The following is a 16276-nucleotide window of genomic DNA, read 5'->3' as shown; positions in this document are numbered from 1 at the left end:
CCCCCGACATGAGCCTGATCGACACGACCCTGCCCGCTCTGCCCACGCTGCTGCCACACCGGCTGGAGATGGAGCGGATCTTCGATGCCCCGCGCGCCCTCGTCTGGGCGGCATGGACCCGTCCGGAGATGCGGGTTCACTGGATGGGGCCCGTCGAGTGGCCGATGCTGTCGGGGACCAACGACCTGCGGGTCGGTGGCCTCTGGCGCGCCTGTCTCGGTTCGGGGACGACTGATGAGGTGCTGTGGCAGGGCGGCATGTACCGCGAGGTGGTGGAGCCGGAGCGTCTGGTCTTCACCTTCCGATGGGACGAGAGCCATGAGGACGGTCCGCCGGCCGACACACTGGTGACGGTCGTGCTGCACGAACTCCCGGACGGCCGCACCCGCATGGTCTTCATCCATGAGGGCCTGAAATCCGAACGCAGCCTCGAGGGTCACACCTACGGCTGGACCTCAACCTTCGGCCGGCTGGACGTCTGGCTGCTCGAGCGCAACACCTGAACAGGACGACGGCCATGAAGATCGTGACCAGCCTGAGCTTTCCCGGCACCTGCCGCGAAGCCTTCGAATTCTACGCCAGGGCACTGGGCGGCGAGATCACGTTCGCCCTGACCTATGGGGAGGCTCCGCCGGTGATGCCCGTCCCGGATCAGATCCGCGACTGGTTGATGCACTGCTGGCTGCAGGTCGGGGATCAGGCGCTGATGGGGTCAGACATGCACCCGGACTATGCCCCGGACATGCACAAGCCCAGGGACGGTTTCGACGTCACGCTCCACACCGAAACCGTGGAAGAGGGCCGTCGTCTGTTCGAGGCCCTGTCCGAAGGCGGCGAGATCCGGATGCCCTTTGCCGAGAGCTTCTGGTCACCCGGCTTCGGCGGCTTCACGGACAAGTTTGGTGTGCCCTGGATGATCAACGTCTCGGCACCCCCGCCCGCCAGATGATACGGACCTCGAGGCGGGTCATTGCTGGCGGCGAGTGGCCGGATCAGTTCCGGTCCAACCCGGTCGGAAAGGCGTGCCCCAGCGCCTCGGCCATGGCCTGCTGCGAGATCAGCAGGACCTGCGGCTGCTGGTGGTAGTTGTTCGACAGGACAATGACGGCCACGCGGGCCTCGGGCTGCCAGGTCGCAAGGTTGCGAAAGCCTGACCAGCTGCCGGTGTGATAGATTTCATAGTCCTGGAAGCCGGGCGTAACCCTCTGCCCCAGCCGGTTGGCCATCAGGCCATAGCCCCAGTCGCGATGCGGCCGTCCGCCCCGTTCATTGGGCTGATCGGCCGGGGAATGATCCATGATCATCTGGGCGTAGCTGTAGGGCGACAGAACACGCCCGCCGTGCAGCGCCCTTTGCCAGACCAGCATGTCGTCCAGCGTCGAATACAGGGCTCCGGCACCGGCCACGATGGACACATTCGGATCCCGCTGGGCCGTCAGCCCCGCCGGAAAGTTCGCATGGCCCGTCACGATGCCGTGGTCGGCCGCCTCCTCAAGCCCGGTGTCGGCCATGCCCAGCGGCTGGAACAAGGCCGTCTGGAGATAGGCCCCGAACGGCATGCCGCTGGCCTTCTCGACAATGTCTGCGGCCAGGTTGAACCCCGCATTGTTGTAGCGAACCTTGTCGCCCGGCACGAAGGACAGCCGATACAGCTTTGAGTCCTCGGTCAGCTCGTGAAGCGTGGCAGGGGTGACCCGCCGCAGACCCCAGGCGGGTCTGGCCATCAGGTCCGGGATTCCCGAGGTGTGGCTGATCAGATGGTGGATCTTCAGCGGTGCCCAGGCCTCGGGACAGGGCTGGATCCAGCGGCAGACCGGATCACCAATGCTCAGCTTGCCGTCGTCCTGCAGTTTCAGGATCGCGGCGGCCGTGAACTGCTTGGAGATCGAGGCGAGGCGGAAGCGCGAACTGACGGTCAGCGGTGCGCCCGTCGCCACATCGGCAACGCCATAGGCCTGACGAAACAGGATCTCGTCACCCCGCGCCACCAGCACAGCCCCCATGAACCGGCCGGCCTCTCCCTCGCGGCCCAGGCGTTCGGCCAGCTGCGGCAAGGCCTCCACGACGACAGCCGGTGCGCGCGGTGCCAGCGGATGATCAAGGGACGACGCCGAAGGTTCGGGGCGACTGCTGAGGGCCGCGGCAAGACCCGCACCGCCAATCAGGACGACAGCGGCGACGAGACTGATAACAAGCCGGGGATGATTCCCGGCGGTACGCGGAACGTGAAACATCCCGCTTGGTAGTCACATTTGCGGATTCGTCATCCCCGGCCCGACCGCCATCCGTGGATTATCCCGCGTTCACACGGGGATGTGACAGCCCGCCGCCCGGGACCGGAACCTAGACGTCGAAATCGAGGCCGAACTGGGCATAGAGGGCCCGGCTATCCTGCCATTTCGGATCCACCTTGACGGTCAGGAACAGGTGGACCGGCCGGTCCAGAAGCTCGATCAGTTCCTCGCGCGACTTCTGGCCAATCCACTTCAGGGTCTGGCCGCCCTTGCCCAGAACGATGGGCCGCTGGCTCTCCCGCTCAACATAGATGGTCTGTTCGATGCGGGCCGAACCGTCGGCCTTCTCGTCGAAGGCCGTGGTCTCGACCGCCGCCGAATAGGGCAGTTCCTCGTGGACGCGCAGATAGACCTTCTCGCGGGTGATCTCGGCCGCCAGCACACGGATCGGCACATCGGCCGACTGGTCCTCGGGATAGAGCCAGTGCCCCTCGGGCATCGACCGGGCCAGACGCTGCTTCAGGTCGTCGACTCCGTCACCCGAAAGGGCGGAGATCATGTAGACCTCGGAATAGACGCCGGTCTCGAACAGGGCGTGGGACAGGGCCAGCAGGGTGTCGCGGCGCATGCCGTCGATCTTGTTCAGCGCCAGGATGACCTGGGTCCCGGTGGACTTCAGGTTGGCGATGATGGTCTCGGTGTCCTCGGCCGAGCGGCGATCGGCGGCCTCACCCTGCTTGCCTTCGGAGGCGATGTGGGAGGCGGCATCGACGAGGTGAACGACAACATCCGCATCCTGGGCCCCGCCCCAGGCCGAGGCGACCATGGCGCGGTCCAGACGGCGGCGCGGGGTGAAGATGCCGGGGGTGTCGACCAGAACGATCTGGGCCTCGCCCTCCATGGCAATGCCGCGCACGGGAAAGCGCGTCGTCTGCACCTTCTGGGTCACGATCGACACCTTGGATCCCGTCAGCCGGTTGACCAGCGTGGACTTGCCGGCGTTGGGCGCACCGATGATGGCGGCAAAGCCCGCGCGGGGATGCCCCACGCCAGAATTTTGGGGTTCGGTCAAATCACGCCTTCACGTTTGAGCATGGCGGTCGCCGCCGCCTTTTCCGCGTCCTGACGCGAACGTCCCGGAGCGGTCAAGGGTTCGACGCCGTCGATGGAGACCTCGACCGTGAAGGTCGGGGCATGGTCGGAGCCGGTCTGGCCCACGACGCGATAGGTCGGCAGGGGCAGGCCAAGGCCCTGGGCCCATTCCTGCAGGGCGGACTTGGGATTGTTCAGGGCGCGGGGTGCCGGGGCCGCCAGCTCCTCGGCCCAGGCGCGATCAAAGACCACGCGGGCGGCGTCCAGTCCGGCATCGAGGAAGACCGCCGCCAGCAGGGCCTCAACGGCATCAGCGACCACGCCTTCCTTGCGACGGCCGCCGGTCTTGGTCTCGCCGGGGGAAAGCCGCAAGGCGTCGCCGACCCTGAGACGCTCACCGACGCGGCCGCAGGCGTGTTTGTCGACCAAAGCATGCAGGCGCGACGACAATTCGCCCTCATCCGCTGCCGGGAAGTCCTTGTGCAGGCGCTGGGCCACCAGCAGACCAAGCACCCGGTCGCCGAGGAACTCCAGCCGTTCGTTGTGTCGCGCGGGCTTGCCAGCGGCCTTGTCGGCCCCCTCCCCCACGCTGGAATGGGTCAGCGCCCGCTCCAGCAGGGCGGGGTCGCGGAAATCGTGGCCAAGGCGATGGACCAGCACGGCCACCGCTTCGGCCCGGACATTCGCCATCAGTCGAGAACGCGGAAGAAGCGGCTGGGCCGGATATTGGCGAACCAGCTGACCGGATTGAACAGCGAGGCCCCCGGCTCCCACGAGAACATGATGATCTCGGCCTTGCCGACCAGATTCTCGTCCGGCACCAGACCGACGCCGGAGGACTGTTCGACACGGCTGTCGATGGAGTTATCGCGGTTGTCGCCCATCATGAAGTAGTGGCCGACCGGCACCTCATAGACCGGGGTGTCGTCCAGATCGCCGCCCGGTCCGAAGTCCTGGATGGTGAAGGTGCGGCCGCCCGGCAGGGTCTCGCGCGATTGCGTCATGGCGCGGGGTCCGAACACATCAGCGATCTCGCCCCGGCTGACGACGACGTCCTCGACCGGCGCGCCGTTGATGTGCAGCACATTGTTGATCATCTGGATCCGGTCGCCCGGCAGGCCGATCACACGTTTGATGTAGTCGGTCTTGTCGTCCCGCGGCAGTTTGAACACCACGACGTCGCCGCGGGCGGGCGCGCGGCCGAACACCCGGTCCTCGCCGAGCGGCAGGTTGACCGGAAGGCCAGACGAGAACTTCGAATAGCCGTAGGCCCATTTGGACACGACGATATAGTCGCCCTCCAGGAGGTTCGGCTCCATCGAGGCCGACGGGATGGTGAAGGGCTGGAACAGCAGCACCCGCAGCACGAAGGCGATGGCCAGGGCCACCACGATCGTCTTGACGATTTCCAGCGTTTCACTGGCTGCCGAGGCACCGCTGTCATCGCCGTCATCGTCGTCCTTGACCCGCACACGGGCCGGACCGGGGACCTTTTCCTTGCGATCGTCGAAAGGCGCATCGCCCGCATCGCTCCAGATCGGACGCGGGGCCTCCACGGCGGTTGCCGCTGCGGTTGCGGGGATCATGACGGCCTCGGGACGCGAGGCTGCCGGCCCGGACACCGGCTCGGGATCGGCCTCCGGGGAAACCGGAACGCCCGCTTCGGACTCCGCAAAAGCGACTTCGGCAGCATCGACCTCGCCGGCACCCGATACGGTCTCATCAGACCCGGCCGGAGGCGGCAGATCGGTCGCCGGTTCGGCCCCGTCGGCCGCGAGGTCGCGCTTTTGCTCTTCGCTCATCGTGTGAAAGCCTGTCCCCGGCCGCTCGCTGCGGTCTCTTCGTCGCACGGGTATATCCCGATTACGCCATCGGCAAGGCTTCGATCACCACGAAGGCGAGTGCGTAGGGGTGTTCGTCCGACAGGGTGAGGTGAATCCGGGCGGTGTGGCCCGGCGGTGTCAGGCGCGCCAGATGCGCTGCGGCCGGCCCGGTCAGGGCCAGGGTCGGCTGGCCGGACGGCAGATTCACCACCCCCATGTCCTTCCAGTAGACATCCCGTCGCATCCCGGTACCCAGCGCCTTGGCGCAGGCTTCCTTGGCCGCAAACCGTTTGGCATAGCTCCAGGCCGCGTCGGGCTTGCGCTCCGAGCGGGTCCGTTCGAGCTCGGTGAAGCACCGGTTGCGGAACCGGTCACCGAATTGGTCGAGCGAGGCCTGGATGCGCCGGATGTCCGTCAGGTCAGCCCCGACCCCGAGAATCACGAAGCCGGCTCCAGCCCCCGGGCCGCGTCCATCAGGCCGCGCATCCGGGCGATGGCCGGGCCCAGCCCGACGAAAATGGCCTCGCCGATCAGGAAGTGGCCAATGTTCAACTCCATCACCTCGGGAATCGCGGCGACGGCCGCGACCGTGTCGTAGTCGATCCCGTGCCCGGCATGGACTTCCAGCCCGAGACCGGCGGCCCGCGCGGCACCGGCACGCAAGGCCTCCAGCTCCGCCTCGGCCCGGTCGGTGTCGCCCTCACGCACGGCGTCGCAATACGCCCCGGTGTGCAGCTCGACCACAGCGGCCCCGGAACGATGGGCCGCGTCGATCTGGGCAGGATCGGCCCCGATGAACAGCGACACGCGCGAGCCGGCGTCATTCAGCCTCGCCACGACGGGCGTGATCCAGTTATGCCCACCCGCAACATCCAGCCCGCCCTCGGTCGTGCGCTCCTCGCGCTTCTCGGGCACCAGACAGACCGCGTGCGGGCGATGGCTGAGCGCGATGTCCAGCATCTCCTGGGTGACCGCCATCTCGAGGTTCAACGGCTGGGACTGTTCGCGCAGCAGGGCCGAAAGGCCCACCAGATCCGCGTCCGAGATGTGGCGGCGGTCCTCACGCAGATGGGCGGTGATGCCGTCAGCCCCGGCCGCCAGGGCCTCACGCGCCGCCCGGACCGGATCCGGCGACGCGCCGCCGCGCGCGTTCCGGACCGTCGCCACATGGTCGATATTGACCCCGAGCCGGATGCGGGACGGGATCATTTCGCCAGCCGCCGGCTGCCTGGATCCTCGACCGGAAGGGCCGCCAGTTCGGGCGGCAGGGCATCGGCCGGATAAGCCGGGACATCCAGCGTCGCCAAGGCCACTAACGGCACGCCCACATCGGCGCGGCCGCCGGACCGGTCGACGATGCAGGCCGCGGCGACCACGTCCCCGCCCGCCTCGCGGATGGCCGCGATGCACTCGCGGCTGGACAGGCCGGTCGTGACAATGTCCTCGACCATGACGACCTTTTCGCCCGGTTCGATGTGGAAGCCACGACGCAGTTTGAACGCCCCGCCCTCGCGCTCGACGTACATCGACCGCACCTTGAGATGTTTCGCCGTCTCATAGCCCGGGATGATCCCCCCGACGGCCGGGGAGATGGCCACATCGACAGGCCCGACGGTCGCGACGATCTTTTCCGCGAGCGCCTTGCACAGACGGGCGCAGCGGGCCCCGTCCATGAACACCAGGTTCTTCTGCAGGAAGACCGGGCTGTGCAGGCCCGAGGACAATACGAAATGCCCCTCACGCAGGGCGTGGGCGGCGCGGAACTCGTTCAGGACGTCTTCTGAGGTCATGCGCCGCTCATAGGCCCGCAAGCGCCACAGGTGAAGGGCGCGGACGCGGCTGCGTCAGTATTCCCGACCCTCGGCCGGGCGTTCTTCCAGATGACCGTCCTTCAGGGCGAAGACCCGGTCCATATGACCGGCCAGTTCCATATTGTGGGTGGCGATCAGGGCGGCGACGCCCGTCTCCTTGACCAGCTTCTGCAGGGTCTCGAACACGGTCTGGCTGGTGGCGGGATCCAGATTGCCGGTGGGCTCGTCGGCCAGCAACAGCCGTGGGCCATTGGCGAGGGCGCGGGCCAGGGCCACGCGCTGCTGTTCGCCGCCCGACATCTGGGCCGGCTGATGGCGGGTGCGTTCCGCCAGGCCGAGCGAGGCCAGCGCCGCTTCGGCCCGGGTCCGCGCCTCGGCCTCCGGATAGCCGGCGATCCGCATCGGCAGGGCGACATTGTCGCGCGCGTCGAACTCCGGCAGCAGATGGTGGAACTGGTAGACGAAGCCGACACTGCGCAGTCGCAGCCGGGTCCGTGCCCGCTCGTCGAGCGCCCCGACATCCTCGCCGTCGATCCGGATCTCTCCCGACGTCGGCCGTTCCAGCAGGCCGGCGGCGTGCAGCAGGCTCGATTTGCCAGAGCCGGACGGCCCGATCAGGCCGACCAGTTCGCCGGGCTGGATGTCCAGATCGACGCCCTTCAGCACCGTCAATTCGCCCTGGCCGGTCGTATAGGTGCGGGTCACACCGCGCAGGCTGAGGACAGGACTATTCATAACGCAGGGCCTCAACCGGATCGATGCGGCTGGCCGACCAGGAGGGCGGCAGACTGGCGACGCAGCTCATGACCAGCGACCAGACCGCGACCCAGAAGACATCGACCGGATCCACGTCGGCCGGGATGGCGTCCAGCATATAGACGTCGGCATTGAACAGCTGGACCCCGGTGATCGCCTCGAGGAAATGCTGGATCGAACCAATGTTCAGGCAGAACAGCAGCCCGAGCGTCAGGCCCGCCAGGGTGCCAGCCACGCCGATGGTGGCCCCGGCCATGAAGAAGATCCGCAGGATCGAGGCCGGGCTGGCCCCGATGGTGCGCAGGATGGCGATGTCGCGGCCCTTGTTCTTCACCAGCATGACGATGCCGGAGATGATGTTCATGGCGGCGATGGCGACAACCAGTCCCAGGATGATGCTCATGGCAACCCGCTCGACCCGCAGCGCGCCCCAGAAGGCGGCAAGACGATCGCGCCAGTCCTGGACGAAGGCTCCCGGGCCGGCCGCGGTGGCGATCGGCTCCAGATACTCCGCCACCCGGTCAGGGTCTGCGACCTTGACCTCGATCTGGTCCCAGACGCCCTCCTTGCCGAAGAACAGCTGGGCCTGCTCGAGCGGCATGAAGATGAAGGCGCGGTCGTAGTCGGCCGCACCGGAGGTGTAGGTCCCGCCAACGATATAGGTCTTCTCCAGACCGCCCAGATTGCCGAAGGCAGAGTCCGCTCCGGTCGGCGAATAGACCTGAATCGGATCGCCGACCCGCAGACCGAGTGAGTCCGCGAGGGCCTGGCCGATCAGGATGTTGTCGCCCCCATAAGCCCCGCGGCCGAAGCTGGCACGGGCCTCGGGGGATATGCTGGATGAGACATAGGACATTGTGCCCAGATCCTCCGGACGCAGGCCGCGGATGAAGGCACCCGTCGTCTGGCCACTGGCCCGGATCAGGGCCTGGGACTCGGTCAGGGGCGACACGCTCTGCACGCCCGGGACGGCTCGCAAACGGTCAATCACGGCGTCCCGATCGAACGAACCCAGCACTTCGCCCTGGATATAGACGTGGCCATTGAAGGACAGCATCCGGCCCAGCAGTTCGTTGCGGAACCCGGACATGATGCTCATCACGCTGATCAGCACGGCGACGGCCAGCATGATGCCGATGAAGCTGATGATGGCGATGGTGGCGACCCCGCCCTCCTTGCGTTTGGCGCGCAGATAGCGGAGCGCCAGACCGATCTCCCAGGCCGAGAAGGCCCCGGCGGGCTTCGGCGGCACGCCCGGAGCCGTCGCGGTCAACCGATACGCTCCATGGCCTGGTCCAGCGGCAGGGTCGATTTCTCGCCGGTCGCGCGGCGCTTCAGCTCGACCACGCCCTCGGCCACACCCTTGGGTCCGATGGTCAGCTGCCACGGAATGCCGATCAGGTCGGCGGTGGCAAACTTGCCGCCCGGACGCTCGTCGGTGTCGTCATACAGGACCGACTTGCCGGCCGCCTCCAGCGCCGCGACGGCCGCCTCGCAGGCCTCGCAGACCGACGGATCATTGGCGCGCAGATTGATCACCACCACATCGAACGGGGCTACGGCGTCGGGCCAGATGATCCCGGCCTCGTCGTGGCTGGCCTCGATGATCGCGCCCAGCAGGCGCGACACGCCGACGCCGTAGGAACCCATATGGACCTCGGTGTCCTGACCGTCAGGGCCCGCGACCTTCGCCTTCATCGGGGCCGAATACTTGGTGCCGAAATAGAAGATGTGGCCGACCTCGATGCCGCGCGCGGTCAGCCGGTCGGCCTCCGCCGTCTGGCTGTCGAACTGGGCGGCGTCATGCATTTCCTCGGTCGCGGCATAGAGTGAGGTTCGCTGATCAACGATTGACTGGAGATTGTTCCAGTCCACGTCCGGACCGGGCGCGGGCATCTCGACGAGCTGGCGGTCACAGAAGACCTGGCTCTCGCCGGTGTCGGCCAGGACGATGAACTCATGGCTCAGGTCGCCACCGATCGGGCCGGTGTCGGCGCGCATCGGCACGGCCTTCAGCCCCATGCGGGCGAAGGTGTTCAGATAGGCCACGAACATGCGGTTGTAGGCCCGCCGCGCCGCCGCCTCGTCGATGTCGAAGCTGTAGGCGTCCTTCATCAGGAACTCGCGCCCGCGCATGACCCCGAACCGGGGCCGGCGCTCGTCGCGGAACTTCCACTGGATGTGAAACAGGTTCAGCGGCAGCGCCTTGTAGCTCTTCACGAAACTGCGGAAGATGTCGGTGATCATCTCCTCGTTGGTGGGGCCGTACAGAAGCTCGCGTTCATGCCGGTCGGTGATGCGCAGCATCTCCGGCCCATAGGCATCATAACGCCCTGACTCGCGCCATAGGTCGGCCAGCTGCAGCGTCGGCATCAGGACCTCGACAGCCCCTGCCCGCTCCTGCTCCTCGCGCACAATCTGTTCGATGCGGTTCAGAACCCGCAGGCCCAGCGGCAGCCAGGCATAGATGCCGGCGGCCTCCTGTTTGATCATACCGGCACGCAGCATCAGCTGATGCGAGACGATCTGGGCGTCGGAAGGCGCCTCTTTGAGGGTCGGCAGGAAATAGCGCGACAGGCGCATGGAACGGTCCTTGTTCGGGGGCCCCTGCTGTAGCCCGTGCGGGCGAACCTTGGCAACGCGATGGCCGTGGTTTGACAGAGATCCAGACTCATGCTTTGTCATTCAAAGTGCTTTTACATAAGGAGAACTCTGATGACACGCCTTCTTCTCGCAGTCCTTGCCGCCGCCACCCTGCCCGCCGTCGCTGTCGCCGGGACCGTCGAGGTCCGCCTGACCGGAGCCCGACCCGGCGGCCCGGTTCTGGTCCAGCTGTGCTCCGAGGCCGAGGGACTGATGCGGTGTGCGCGAACGGCCACGGTTCAGGCCCGCGACGGCGTCGCCGTGGCCCGGTTCGAGAACGTGCCGGCCGGTCGCTGGGGCGTCGCCGCCTTTCAGGATGTGAATTCGGATGGTCGCCTCGGGTTTGGCATGATGGGCCGGCCGAATGAGCCCTGGGGCTACAGCCGCAATGCGCCGGCCGTGATGGGGCCCCCGGCCTTCCGGGACGCCGCGGTCACCCTTCCCGCTGCAGGTGGCATGATCCCTGTCCAGCTGGGGCTCTGATCGGCATGAACCTCGATCTCGTCCCGCTCGGCTGGGTCCACAGCCTCGCCTGCTTCATCGCCCTCGCGGCCGGAGCCTATGTCTTCGCGACGCCCAAGGGGACCGGCCGTCACAGGCAGGTCGGCCAGGTGTTCGTCATCTCACAGCTGGTCCTCAACCTGACGGCGCTGGGCATCTATCAGGTGGGCAGCTTCTTCTTTCCGCATGTGCTGGCGATCGTGACCCTCGTGCTGATCGCGGCCGGCTGGGGATCCGCCCGGCTGATCCGCCGGCACGGGGTGTGGAAACACGTCCACCTGTCCAGCATGATCCTCAGCTACTATCTGCTGATCGGCGGCGGGGTGAACGAGGTCTTCCTGCGCATCGACGCCATGCGGGACCTCGTCAGCCGCCAGGGCGGTCAGATCATCGGCATGACCCATGCCGTGGTCATGCTGGTCTTCCTGGTCCTGCTTCTGGGCTGGAACGCGGCCGAGCTCGTGCGTAGCCTCCTGCGCCGGCGGCGCGCGAGCCCGTCGCCTGCCTAGGGTGCTATCGCCAGCGCAACACCGTCGAACGTCTCTCGGCCCGGCTGAAGGACGATCGCCGGGTCGCCACACGATACGACAAACCCGCAGCCAACTCCCTCTCCGGCGTGCTCATCGCCGCAACCGTCTACGACTGGGCCAAATGAGTCCGGCCCCTAGCGCAGTGTCAGCGCCTCAAGGCCCGCAAGTTCGAGGGCGCGCCCTGTATCGGCCAGTTGGGTGAAGGCTCCGAGGATGTGATAGAGCGAGCTGGCGGGAGCGGGCTCGTCGACAAAGCCGCCCTCAACAAGCCCCTTGTCGCGCCAGAGACCTTCGGGCGTGAGATAGGTGTGCAGCGCCCGCAGGGCCGAGGCCGCATCGATCAGCAGGGCCTCGCGCTCCGGCCCCGAGGCCTCCTCCGCCAGGATGAGCGCCGCCTTCAGCCATTCGGTCTGGGGCCACAGACGCGCCCCCGGGCTGACCACCCCGCCCGTCTCATCGAGCGCGTCGAGGGCCAGACCGCGCGCGGGGTCCACGCCCCGTCGCCCGCAGGCGTAAAGCCGACGGGCGGCGACGAGGCCGGCCTCGTCGCCGCGCAGCCGGGCATGTCGCACCAGCAGCCAGGCCCATTCGAACTGGTGACCCGGCTCGACCCGTCGGCCGTCGTCACCCGGCGCAGGGCTCCAGTCCGGGGCGAAGAACTCCCGCAGGCAACCGAGGTCAGGATCGATGAACCGCTCCAGCGCGAGGTCCACGACCCGGTCGGCGAGGGCGGGCCAGGCCGGATCGCTCCCGACCTGCTCCCAGGCCAGACAGGCCTCCAGCAGATGCATATGGGCGTTGGACTGCCACGGGTGAGACCCGGCCTCGATCAGCCCGCCCGTGGCCGGGGCTTCCGCCAACAGTCCATCGCGAAGAGCGGTCGCCCGCGCCTCGCAGCCTGCGGTCGGATCCGACGCCTCGAGCCCCGCGAGCGCCAGCAGCAGAAAGGCCTGATCGTAGAGCATGGCCGTCTCGTCGAGGCCTTCGCCCATGGCCGAGACCCGCGTCCGCATCCGTCCATCCGGACGCAGGAAGTTCGCCTCCAGCGAAGCCTGACCTTTCCGGCAGGCCGTGCTCCAGGGCCCGGCCCAGCCGAGCCGGCCCGCCTCGGCAAAGACATGGATCTGACGGGCCTGGACCCGGGCTCGCCGCGGGTCCAGGGCGGGACGTCCGTCAAGTCCCAGCCGTTCGGCAAAGGCCCCGTCCCCGTCCTGGCCCAGGGTGCTCCACAGCGGCAGGGCCCGCAGCCGGAGCCAGTCGGCAAAGCGCCGCCCGCCCTCGGCCAGCCCCTCCGGAGCCGGACTGACGAAATCGAGATGGCGCGGCGAGACGGACCGCAGCCGCTCCACCAGTGTCTTGACCTCCTGGCTGCGCGACAGCGGGCAGACCATCACCGCATCGGCCTCAACGATGATGGCGAGATCCTGAACGCCGAGCGCGGCGACCATTACCCCGTCCGGGGCGCGGACCAGACAGCCGGGAGCGTCTTCGAGAATGGCAGCGCCCGCGGCGCCCTGCCCCGTGGCGGCGACCGAATCCCAGGCCCCCAGATCAGACCAGGCGAAGTCCACGGCCAGGACCGAGGCGCGGTCGGTCTTTTCCATCACCGCGTAGTCGATGGATATCCGGGGGGCACCACGGAACGCCGGACCGAGGGTCAGAACCCCGCCCTCGCCCGCTCCGCCGCTGCCGACAGACCGCGCCTGATCGAGCGCCGCCTGCACAGCCGTCACCACCCCGGGCGCATGGCGCTGCAGTTCCTCGATCAGGGTGCGGGAGGCAGCGATAAAGTTGCCGCTGTTCCAGAGGTAGCCCTGCTCCATATAGCGGGCGGCCGTGGCGCGATCCGGCTTTTCGACGAAGGCGCGGATGCGGGCCAGGCCGGTACCGGACGGAGCAATATAACCATAGGCCGAGGCCGGCTCGGTCGGCGTGACACCGAGGGTCACGATCCGGCCCTCGGCGGCAGCAGACGCGGCGTGTCGAACAGCGGTGACGAAGGCACCGGCGTCGGGGATATGATGGTCCGAAGCCACGAAGACATTGATCGCGTCCGGATCATGCGCCAGCGTCCAGGCCGCCGCCGCCGCCATGGCTGCGGCGGAGTCCCGCGCCTCGGGCTCCAGAAGCAACTGCGCGTTCAGGCCCAACGCCGCCAGCTGTTCAGCTATGGCCTCGCGGTGCGAGACACCCGCCACCACGACCAGGGTCCCGCCGTCGCACAGGTCCGCCACCCGCAGGGCGGTCTCCTGGAACAGCGACCGGTCTCCGGTCAGGGGCATGAACTGTTTGGGTCGCGCCGGGCGCGACGAGGGCCACAGCCGCGTCCCTGCCCCACCGCACATGATGACCGGGTAGAGCCTCATCGAGATCTGACCAGGGTGTACAAGCGCCGGCGTGCGTTACATCTGACTCCCGACGGGGTCGTCCTCCGCAGGCGCGGTGTGTCGGATCTGACGATCCCGTCTGGTGTCTGCATCGCCCCCGGCCCCCGCCTGTGTCAGTCGCCACTAGCACAGCGTGTACGGGGACCCAATGTGATCTGTTCGCATTTGCGAAAACGGCAGATCATTCGCGGACGTCACACATTCTGCGGGCGGAATGCGGCCTGTGGCCATCAATCCCACCTGCTCGCTGTGATCAGCCCAGCAGTCGCGCCAATCCGGTCAGAATGAGGCCCCAGACGGCCAGAGAGCCGGCTCCGGCAAGGCCATACGCCAACAGCGTGGGACCACGTCCTGCCGGGCGTCCCGCCGCACGCACGACGGACACGGATCGGGCGGGAGTGCAAGACGGAGCAACGACGGTCATGCCGACACAATATGCTGTCGCCCTCTCTGATCCGTGAAGGATCGGGGTTAATCCGCTCGCGGGATACGGGAGACTGTGGCCTGACGGTAACCGTCAAACTCAAACAGACGAACACGGGTCGATTTCGGTTGCACCGCAACATGGGCTGAGGTTTACGTTTCGGTAAGCCTAAGGGCGGGGACTGGAGGGGTCGCGGAATGTTCGACAGCTATCACGCCATCAGTGATACGCCGGTCTCGTCCTCGACCCTGCGCGCTTCGGGCTGGTTCCCACGTTACAGCCGCACCAGGTTCTGTGAATCGGCAAAGCGCGCTCTCGATGTGACAGTCGCCGTCGCGGTGCTGCTCGTCTTCGCCTGGGCCTTCGCCGCCATTGCTCTCGCGGTCGCCGTTGAAAGCAAGGGGCCGATCCTGTTCCGCCAGCGCCGCACCGGCCGGCACGGCGAGATCTTCACCATCTTCAAGTTTCGCAGCATGACCGTCACCGAGGACGGCGACGCGATCGCCCATGCGACCAAGGACGATATGCGGGTGACCCGCGTCGGAGCCTTCATCCGTCGCACCAGCCTGGACGAACTGCCCCAGCTGTTGAACGTGGTCCGGGGCGACATGTCCCTCGTCGGCCCTCGTCCCCACGCCTTGGCTCACGACGCCCACTATGGCGCGATTGTCCCTGGTTATAGCGAGCGCTTCGCCGTCCGTCCCGGCCTGACGGGCCTCGCCCAGGTCCAGGGCCACCGCGGCGAGATCCACACCCTCGACTGCATGGCCCGCCGCATTGCGGCGGACGTGGACTACGCCAAGGGCTGGTCGTTCTTCGACGACGTGGTGATCCTCGCCCGGACGGTGCCTCTGCTGGTGGCGCGCACAAACGCCTACTGACATCCTTGGCCACCACGAGGCCGCTTCCGCTGGCAGCGCGCTGTCGTCATCCCTGAAGCGCCGGGATCCTCACCTTTGACATTCCGCCCGGTCGTCGGGCTGAGCACTTTCGCCCCCGGCCCTTCTTGGGGTCTGGCAGACACCACCGGTCGCAGGACATCCCGGAAGCACGGCCGCCGGATCCTCGATCGAATGCGCGCATCCCGGTCTCCCGGGTTTGTCCCGCGCGCGTCTGCACCGCTAAGCCGGTCGCCAGGGCAACGACCGGAGGGTCCGCAGGCCCCCCGGACGCTCCCGGAGTCCGCTTCCGGCACGAACCGAAGAGCCAGAAGATCCGGACCGGCCTGTGTCCGGGCACCACTCGGACATGCCGGACAGCGTCTGACGCGAAGTCCCGGCTCAGGACAAGATGATCTGCACGCCCTGCCAGATCGCAAGGGCCACAATCAGGATTCCGACCATCCATGTCAGCACACGGATGGGCAGGACCTTGGTCACCCATCCGGCAATGGGGGCCGCAATGACACCCCCGGCGATCAGACCCAGAACCGACCACAGGTGGTCCGCCATCTCGGTTGAACGCCAGTGCCCGGTCAGAACCGCCGTGATGAAGGAGGCGGAAATCGCAATCGCCACAAACAGCTCGGCGGAGTTGGTGGTCCCGATCGCCTTTCTCGGGTTCTCGCCTGAACTCAGCAGCGTGGACGTCACGACGGGCCCCCAGCCTCCCCCACCGACGGCATCGAAAAACCCGCCGATCAAGCCAAGCGGGCCAGGCGCATGGATCGACAGACCTTTCGGCCGCGCGTTGCGCCAGGCCCGGTAGAGAATCACGACCCCCATGATGAAGAGCCAGCCCACGACGAACGGCCGGATCAGCTCGCCGTTCACGGACGTCAGCAGGTAGGTACCGAGACAGCCCCCCACCACGCCTCCGATCGAAAGCGGGACCAGCATACGCCAGTCCACGTTCCGGTGAGCGACATGGGAGGCTGCCGAGGCGGCCCCGGTGAATACCTTGGCCGCATGGACGCTCGCCGAAGCGGCGGCGGGCGTCACGCCCATCGAGAGAAGGGCAGAGGTACTGACCACGCCATAGGCCATGCCGAGACAGCCGTCGACGAGCTGTGCCCCAAAGCCCACCGCCAGAAACAGCCAGAAATCCGGGTCCATCAGGCCTCCGAAACCGCAATG

At 67.4% G+C, this 16276-nt stretch carries 17 protein-coding genes and 1 pseudogene; 6 read left to right on the top strand and 12 right to left on the bottom strand.

What is annotated here, in order from left to right; genetic code table 11:
* Positions 1–8 precede the first annotated feature (8 nt).
* Both SJY26_RS10935 and SJY26_RS10930 read left to right on the top strand, forming a co-directional pair.
* Positions 9–503 carry an SRPBCC domain-containing protein gene (locus SJY26_RS10935; protein WP_396593067.1) on the top strand — a complete coding sequence of 165 codons (495 nt, stop codon included), beginning with the start codon at positions 9–11 and terminating at the stop codon, positions 501–503.
* A 14-nt stretch (positions 504–517) separates the two neighbouring features.
* Positions 518–949, top strand: a complete 432-nt coding sequence (locus tag SJY26_RS10930) for a VOC family protein (protein ID WP_396593066.1) — start codon at positions 518–520, stop codon at positions 947–949.
* A gap of 43 nt (positions 950–992) precedes the next feature.
* Here SJY26_RS10930 and SJY26_RS10925 read toward each other — a convergent pair whose 3' ends face one another.
* The 10 genes from SJY26_RS10925 to proS form a co-directional block, all read right to left on the bottom strand.
* Complete coding sequence (locus tag SJY26_RS10925) at positions 993–2063, bottom strand: serine hydrolase domain-containing protein (protein ID WP_396593065.1); 1071 nt, start codon at positions 2061–2063, stop codon at positions 993–995.
* A gap of 280 nt (positions 2064–2343) precedes the next feature.
* Entirely contained in the window at positions 2344–3306 is a 963-nt protein-coding gene (gene era / locus SJY26_RS10920) for a GTPase Era (protein WP_396593064.1), read from the bottom strand.
* The gene (gene rnc, locus SJY26_RS10915) at positions 3303–4016 is read right to left on the bottom strand and encodes a ribonuclease III (RefSeq protein ID WP_396593063.1); all 714 of its coding nucleotides are present in this window, start codon (positions 4014–4016) and stop codon (positions 3303–3305) included. The genes era and rnc overlap by 4 nt, the downstream gene beginning before the upstream one ends.
* The gene (lepB, locus tag SJY26_RS10910; protein WP_396595743.1) at positions 4016–4912 is read right to left on the bottom strand and encodes a signal peptidase I; all 897 of its coding nucleotides are present in this window, start codon (positions 4910–4912) and stop codon (positions 4016–4018) included. Before lepB ends, rnc begins: the two co-directional genes overlap by 1 nt.
* Before the next feature lie 277 nt (positions 4913–5189).
* Positions 5190–5591 carry a holo-ACP synthase gene (gene acpS, locus SJY26_RS10905; protein ID WP_396593062.1) on the bottom strand — a complete coding sequence of 134 codons (402 nt, stop codon included), beginning with the start codon at positions 5589–5591 and terminating at the stop codon, positions 5190–5192.
* Positions 5588–6358: a pyridoxine 5'-phosphate synthase gene (locus SJY26_RS10900; RefSeq protein WP_396593061.1), complete on the bottom strand. Its 771-nt coding sequence runs from the start codon at positions 6356–6358 to the stop codon at positions 5588–5590. The genes acpS and SJY26_RS10900 overlap by 4 nt, the downstream gene beginning before the upstream one ends.
* Positions 6355–6939 carry an orotate phosphoribosyltransferase gene (gene pyrE / locus SJY26_RS10895; protein WP_396593060.1) on the bottom strand — a complete coding sequence of 195 codons (585 nt, stop codon included), beginning with the start codon at positions 6937–6939 and terminating at the stop codon, positions 6355–6357. The genes SJY26_RS10900 and pyrE overlap by 4 nt, the downstream gene beginning before the upstream one ends.
* 54 nt (positions 6940–6993) lie before the next feature.
* Positions 6994–7695: an ABC transporter ATP-binding protein gene (locus SJY26_RS10890; RefSeq protein ID WP_396593059.1), complete on the bottom strand. Its 702-nt coding sequence runs from the start codon at positions 7693–7695 to the stop codon at positions 6994–6996.
* A complete protein-coding gene (locus tag SJY26_RS10885) occupies positions 7688–8989 on the bottom strand; it encodes a lipoprotein-releasing ABC transporter permease subunit (RefSeq protein ID WP_396593058.1) in 1302 nt (433 codons plus the stop codon). The genes SJY26_RS10890 and SJY26_RS10885 overlap by 8 nt, the downstream gene beginning before the upstream one ends.
* Entirely contained in the window at positions 8986–10299 is a 1314-nt protein-coding gene (gene proS, locus SJY26_RS10880; protein ID WP_396593057.1) for a proline--tRNA ligase, read from the bottom strand. The genes SJY26_RS10885 and proS overlap by 4 nt, the downstream gene beginning before the upstream one ends.
* Positions 10300–10431: 132 nt before the next feature.
* Between proS and SJY26_RS10875 the strand changes: the two genes are divergently transcribed.
* From SJY26_RS10875 to SJY26_RS10865, 3 genes and pseudogenes are all read left to right on the top strand, one after another.
* On the top strand, positions 10432–10842 hold the full coding sequence (locus SJY26_RS10875) for a DUF2141 domain-containing protein (RefSeq protein WP_396593056.1): 411 nt from the start codon (positions 10432–10434) through the stop codon (positions 10840–10842).
* A gap of 5 nt (positions 10843–10847) precedes the next feature.
* Positions 10848–11369, top strand: a complete 522-nt coding sequence (locus tag SJY26_RS10870) for a hypothetical protein (RefSeq protein ID WP_396593055.1) — start codon at positions 10848–10850, stop codon at positions 11367–11369.
* 5 nt (positions 11370–11374) lie between these two features.
* Positions 11375–11515 (top strand): annotated as a pseudogene (locus SJY26_RS10865) (IS5/IS1182 family transposase); the annotation flags it as partial.
* 9 nt (positions 11516–11524) lie between these two features.
* On the opposite strand, the gene SJY26_RS10860 reads toward SJY26_RS10865, so the two are convergent.
* Positions 11525–13756, bottom strand: coding sequence for an AGE family epimerase/isomerase (locus tag SJY26_RS10860; protein ID WP_396593054.1), 2232 nt, complete (start codon positions 13754–13756; stop codon positions 11525–11527).
* A gap of 642 nt (positions 13757–14398) precedes the next feature.
* Here SJY26_RS10860 and SJY26_RS10855 point away from each other — a divergent pair.
* Positions 14399–15082, top strand: a complete 684-nt coding sequence (locus tag SJY26_RS10855) for a sugar transferase (RefSeq protein ID WP_396593053.1) — start codon at positions 14399–14401, stop codon at positions 15080–15082.
* A 399-nt stretch (positions 15083–15481) separates the two neighbouring features.
* On the opposite strand, the gene SJY26_RS10850 is transcribed toward SJY26_RS10855, so the two are convergent.
* Positions 15482–16255, bottom strand: coding sequence for a sulfite exporter TauE/SafE family protein (locus tag SJY26_RS10850; RefSeq protein ID WP_396593052.1), 774 nt, complete (start codon positions 16253–16255; stop codon positions 15482–15484).
* Between the last annotated feature and the right edge of the window lie 21 nt (positions 16256–16276).

This window comes from Brevundimonas sp. R86498 (assembly GCF_044598075.1).
GTDB lineage: Bacteria > Pseudomonadota > Alphaproteobacteria > Caulobacterales > Caulobacteraceae > Brevundimonas.
Note: the sequence above shows the minus strand (reverse complement) of the source record. Positions and strands in the feature narration are given on the sequence as shown.

Coding starts and splice junctions, on each gene's coding strand:
- SJY26_RS10935 (WP_396593067.1), top strand. CDS start 9: ATGAGCCTGATCGACACGACCCTGCCCGCTCTGCCCACGCTGCTGCCA.
- SJY26_RS10930 (WP_396593066.1), top strand. CDS start 518: ATGAAGATCGTGACCAGCCTGAGCTTTCCCGGCACCTGCCGCGAAGCC.
- rnc (WP_396593063.1), bottom strand. CDS start 4,016: ATGGCGAATGTCCGGGCCGAAGCGGTGGCCGTGCTGGTCCATCGCCTT.
- lepB (WP_396595743.1), bottom strand. CDS start 4,912: ATGATCCCCGCAACCGCAGCGGCAACCGCCGTGGAGGCCCCGCGTCCG.
- SJY26_RS10900 (WP_396593061.1), bottom strand. CDS start 6,358: ATGATCCCGTCCCGCATCCGGCTCGGGGTCAATATCGACCATGTGGCG.
- pyrE (WP_396593060.1), bottom strand. CDS start 6,939: ATGACCTCAGAAGACGTCCTGAACGAGTTCCGCGCCGCCCACGCCCTG.
- SJY26_RS10890 (WP_396593059.1), bottom strand. CDS start 7,695: ATGAATAGTCCTGTCCTCAGCCTGCGCGGTGTGACCCGCACCTATACG.
- proS (WP_396593057.1), bottom strand. CDS start 10,299: ATGCGCCTGTCGCGCTATTTCCTGCCGACCCTCAAAGAGGCGCCTTCC.
- SJY26_RS10875 (WP_396593056.1), top strand. CDS start 10,432: ATGACACGCCTTCTTCTCGCAGTCCTTGCCGCCGCCACCCTGCCCGCC.
- SJY26_RS10870 (WP_396593055.1), top strand. CDS start 10,848: ATGAACCTCGATCTCGTCCCGCTCGGCTGGGTCCACAGCCTCGCCTGC.
- SJY26_RS10860 (WP_396593054.1), bottom strand. CDS start 13,756: ATGAGGCTCTACCCGGTCATCATGTGCGGTGGGGCAGGGACGCGGCTG.
- SJY26_RS10855 (WP_396593053.1), top strand. CDS start 14,399: ATGTTCGACAGCTATCACGCCATCAGTGATACGCCGGTCTCGTCCTCG.
- SJY26_RS10850 (WP_396593052.1), bottom strand. CDS start 16,255: ATGGACCCGGATTTCTGGCTGTTTCTGGCGGTGGGCTTTGGGGCACAG.